A 4,507-nucleotide genomic window follows, 5' to 3' on the forward strand; every position below is an offset into this window, starting at 1 on the left:
CGGCCTGCAGGTCACGCATACGGCGGCGTTCCCCAGCATGGCGAGCACGCTCACGACCGGGGCGTCGGGCGAGCCGGCCTCGCAGCTGGCGGCGCTCAAGGCAGTCGATACGGGCTACCCGCTGCGCGGTGCGGTCAAGGTGAGCGACGGGCGCGACACGATCGGCGCCCCCATCGGCACGATTCCCACTGCCGGCACCGTATGGGTTGACGCGCCGCTGCTCGAAGCGCTGGGTGTGCACGTGGGCGACGCCATCCGGCTCGGCACGCGCACCTTCAAGATTGCGCATGTCATCACACAGGAGCTGGACCGTGGCGCCGGCTTCATGAACTTCGCGCCGCGCGTGATGCTGCCGATGGCCGACCTGGCCTCCACCGGGCTCGTCGCCTATGGCAGCCGCGTCACGTATCGCCTGCTGGTGGCGGGGCCCGATGCCGCCGCCGCGGCCTTCCGCACCTGGACCGAGAACGAGCTGAAGACGCGCCAGCTGCGCGGCGTGCGCATCGAATCGCTGCAGAACGGCCAGCCGCAGATGCGCGAAACGCTGGACCGCGCCGAGCGCTTCCTGTCGCTGGTCGCGCTGCTGGCGGCGATGATCGCGGCGGTGGCGATCACCATGGCCGCGCGGCGCTACACGGCGCGGCATACCGATGCGGTGGCCATCATCAAGTGCCTGGGGCTGAAGCAGGGGCAGATTCTCGGCATGTTTGCGCTGGAGTTCCTGGCGGTCGGGCTGATCGGCTCGGCGGTGGGCGTGGCGCTGGGGTATGGCGCGCACTGGCTGCTGCTGGCGTCGCTGGGCGATCTGGTGACGGTGACGCTGCCGGCGCCATCGGTGTGGCCGGCGCTGGTGGGGCTGGCGGCGGGGCTGGTGCTGCTGGTCGGCTTTGCGGTACCGCCGCTGCTGAGCCTGGTGCGCGTGCCGCCGCTGCGTGTGCTGCGCCGGGATGCGGGCGAGCGCGCCATGGCGGCCTGGGTCGGCTATGCGCTGGGGGCGGCTGCGTTCTTTGCGCTGCTGGTGGTGTCGGCGCGCGACCTCAAGCTGGGCGCGCTGACGGCAGCTGGGTTTGCCGGCGCCGTCGTCGTGTTTGCGCTGCTGGCGGCGGGCGGTCTGCGCGCGATGGCGGCTTCGCTGGGGCGCGGGCGGGCGCTGGGCGTCGGCTGGCGCTTTGCGCTGGCGGTGCTGGAGCGCCGGCGCGGGGTAAGCGTGCTGCAGACCGTGTCGCTGGCGGTGGGTCTGATGGCGCTGCTGCTGCTGGCCATGACGCGCAACGACCTGATCCGCTCGTGGCACAACGCCACCCCGGCCGATGCGCCGAACCGCTTCATCATCAATATCCAGCCGGACCAGGTGGCGCCGGTGTCGCAGGTGCTGGCGCGGGCGGGCGTGGCCGAGCCGAAGCTGTATCCGATGGTGCGCGGGCGCCTGACGCAGGTGAATGGCCACACCATTGGCCGTGACTCCTACGCCGAATCGCGCGCGCGCAACCTGGTCGAGCGCGAGTTCAATCTGTCCTATGCGACTGCGCAACCGCCTGAGAACCGCATCATCGCGGGCCAGTGGTTCGGCGGGCAGAAGCCGGAGGCGTCGGTGGAGGAGGGCATCGCCAAGACGCTCAACCTGCGCCTGGGCGACGTGCTGCGCTTCGACGTCGCCGGGCAGACGGTGGATGCGCCCATCACCTCGCTGCGCAAGCTCGACTGGAGCTCGATGCGCGTGAACTTCTTCGTGATCCTGCCGCCGGTGGCGCTGCGCGACATGCCGCAGACCTACGTGACGGCATTCCGCATTCCCTCGGGCCAGGCCGATCTGCCGGCCAGGCTGGTGCGCGAGTTTCCCAACCTGACGGTGGTCGATACCGAATTGATCCTGCACCAGGTGCAGGGCGTGATGGACCAGGTGACGGCGGCGGTGGAGTTCCTCTTCGTCTTTACGCTGGCAGCAGGCGTGCTGGTGCTGTACGCGGCGCTGTCCGGCTCGCGTGACGAGCGCCTGCGCGATGCCGGTGTGCTGCGCGCGCTGGGTGCCGGCTCGGCGGTGGTGCGCCAGACCCAGTACGCCGAGGTGCTGATCGTCGGCGGCCTCGCCGGCTTGATGGCCAGCGTGGGCGCCATCGTCATCGGCTGGGTGCTGTCGGTGCACGTGTTCGATTTCCCGTATCGTTTCAACCCGGCGATCCTGCCGGTGGGCATCGTGGCTGGCATGCTGTGCGCGTTTGCGGGCGGTTGGCTGGGCTTGCGCGAAGTGCTGCGCCGCCCGGCCATGGCCACCCTACGCGATGCCTGAATGCGGCCTGACTGCGGCTTGAACGTTTTGTTGATGTGAGTGCTGTATGACTGATGCGACTTCCGGCCAGGAAACCCTGGCCTTTGACCTGATCGGCGGCGAGGCGCGCGTGCGCGAACTCGTCGACCGCTTCTACGACCTGATGGACCTCGAGCCCGAGTTTGCCGTGCTGCGCGCGGTGCACCCGCCCAGCCTGGAGGGCTCGCGCGACAAGCTGTTCTGGTTCCTGTGCGGCTGGCTGGGCGGCCCGAGCCACTACATCGAGCGCTTTGGCCACCCGCGCCTGCGCGCGCGCCATCTGCCATTCGAGATCGGCACGCAGGAGCGCGACCAGTGGATGCGCTGCATGGCGTTGGCGATGCAGGACCTCGGCATCGACGAAGCCCTGCAACTGCGCCTGATGCAAGCCTTCTGGCAGACCGCCGACTGGATGCGCAACGTGCCGCGCTAGGCGCGCACGCTGAACAAGAACACCCCCAAGAGCAGAGAGGAGCTCCGCATGATCGGTTTGCCCACCGCCGACGATGTGCTCGCGTTCTGGTTTGGCACCGCGCCGCTGACCGACGCGCGCGCCGAGTGGTTCAAGAAGTCCGAGGCCTTCGATGCCGAGATCCGCGCGCGCTTCCTGCCGCTGTGGGAGGCGCTTGCCACGGGCGACGCCGACACCTGGATGGACACGCCGCTGGAGGCCATCGCGCGCATCGTGGTGCTCGACCAGTTCCCGCGCAACATGTTCCGTGGCTCGCCGCGCGCCTTTGCCAGCGACGCGGCCGCGCTGCACACCGCGCAGATCGTCGTGGCCGCCGGTTGGGACACCGAGTTGCCAACGCGGCATCACCGCAGTTTCTGCTACCTGCCGTTCGAACACAGCGAATCGCTCGCCGCACAGGACGAATCGATTCGCCTCTACACGCGCCTGCGTGACCGTGACGGTGATGCGGACTCGCTGCTCTGGGCGGAAAAGCACCGGGAGATCATCGCGCGCTTCGGGCGCTTCCCGCATCGCAATGCGGTGCTCGGGCGTGTCTCCACGGCCGAGGAGGCGGTGTTCCTGACCCAGCCGGGGTCTTCGTTCTAGGTCAGGTGCGCTCGCGCCGCTCCGACCACTTGTCGACGGTGTCGCGCGGGGCGCTGGCCAGCATGTCGATCAGCGTGTCGGGGTCGTCGCTCACGTGGAGCAGGTCGGCGTGGTGGCGCTTGAGGAAGCCTTCGGCCACCGCGTGGTCGATGAAGGCGAGCATCTTGTCGTAGAAGCCCGCCACGTTCAGCAGGCCGATCGGCTTGTTGTGATAGCCGAGCTGCAGCCAGGTGAAGGTCTCGAACAGCTCTTCGTAGGTGCCCACGCCACCGGGCATGGCGATGAAGGCGTCGGCGCGGTCCGCCATCATCTGCTTACGCTGGTGCATGCTGTCGACGATGTGCAGCTCGGTCAGCTCCTTATGCCCGACCTCCTTGCGCACCAGCGATTTCGGGATGATGCCGATGACCGGGTTGCCCCCGTGCAGCACCGCATCGGCCACGATGCCCATCAGGCCAACGTTGCCGCCGCCGTAGACGAGCGTGAGGCCACGCTCGACCAACTTGTTGCCCAGCGCGATGGCGCCGGCCTTGTATTCCGGGCGCACGCCCGGGCTGGAACCGCAATAAACGCAGATCGATTTCATCAGCTTGGTTTGGTTTCGAGCGGCGGATCGTTGCTGCGGCTGATGGCCAGCAGATCGAAGGCGCGCCGCGGCTTGCCGCGCAGGTAAGGCGCGAGGATCGACAGCAGGTGATAGCTCACGCCATGCAGATGGTCGCGGATGGCCTTGGGGTCGTTGTACTGGCGCGGATGCAGCACGAACTGGAACGACAGCCAGTACGTGCCCACCACCACCATGTTGGTGCAGATGACGTCGATCTGTTCGGCCGTGGCCTCCATCTCGCCGTCCTGGATGAACTGGTGGCAAATGTCCATCGCAAAGTGGCGCTTCTGCTCGACGATGCGCTTGAAGTTCAACTCCAGCATGCGGTTGCGCGCCAGCAGATCATTGATGTCGCGGTACAGGAAGCGGTAGTTCCAGATGAACTCCGACATGTACTGCAGGTAGCCCCAGGTCTCGTCCAGCGTGGCCTTGTGGTCTTCGGGCAGCTTCAGGCGGCGCGCCATCTCCTGCTCGAACTGGACGAAGATCGAGTTGATGATGTCGTCCTTGTTGCGGAAGTGGTAGTACAGGTTGC

At 67.7% G+C, this 4,507-nt stretch carries 5 protein-coding genes; 3 read left to right on the top strand and 2 right to left on the bottom strand.

Features of this window, described 5'->3' with window-relative positions; genetic code table 11:
- The 3 genes from QZ609_RS24910 to QZ609_RS24920 form a co-directional block, all read left to right on the top strand.
- The coding region (locus tag QZ609_RS24910) for an ABC transporter permease (protein WP_295500658.1) at positions 1 to 2,287 on the top strand (2,287 nt) is incomplete at its 5' end.
- A 46-nt stretch (positions 2,288 to 2,333) separates the two neighbouring features.
- Entirely contained in the window at positions 2,334 to 2,738 is a 405-nt protein-coding gene (locus QZ609_RS24915) for a group II truncated hemoglobin (RefSeq protein ID WP_295500661.1), read from the top strand.
- A gap of 48 nt (positions 2,739 to 2,786) precedes the next feature.
- Positions 2,787 to 3,365, top strand: coding sequence for a DUF924 family protein (locus tag QZ609_RS24920; RefSeq protein ID WP_295500664.1), 579 nt, complete (start codon positions 2,787 to 2,789; stop codon positions 3,363 to 3,365).
- Between the two features lies 1 nt (position 3,366).
- Here the strand turns inward: QZ609_RS24920 and QZ609_RS24925 are convergent, their stop codons facing one another.
- A complete protein-coding gene (locus QZ609_RS24925; RefSeq protein WP_295500667.1) occupies positions 3,367 to 3,951 on the bottom strand; it encodes a TIGR00730 family Rossman fold protein in 585 nt (194 codons plus the stop codon).
- Positions 3,951 to 4,507, bottom strand: a 557-nt coding sequence (locus QZ609_RS24930; protein ID WP_295500669.1) for a TetR/AcrR family transcriptional regulator, incomplete at its 5' end; no start/stop codon positions are given. The genes QZ609_RS24925 and QZ609_RS24930, both read right to left, overlap by 1 nt.

It is taken from the genome of uncultured Ralstonia sp. (assembly GCA_913056305.1).
In the GTDB taxonomy this organism is placed as follows: Bacteria; Pseudomonadota; Gammaproteobacteria; order Burkholderiales; family Burkholderiaceae; genus Ralstonia.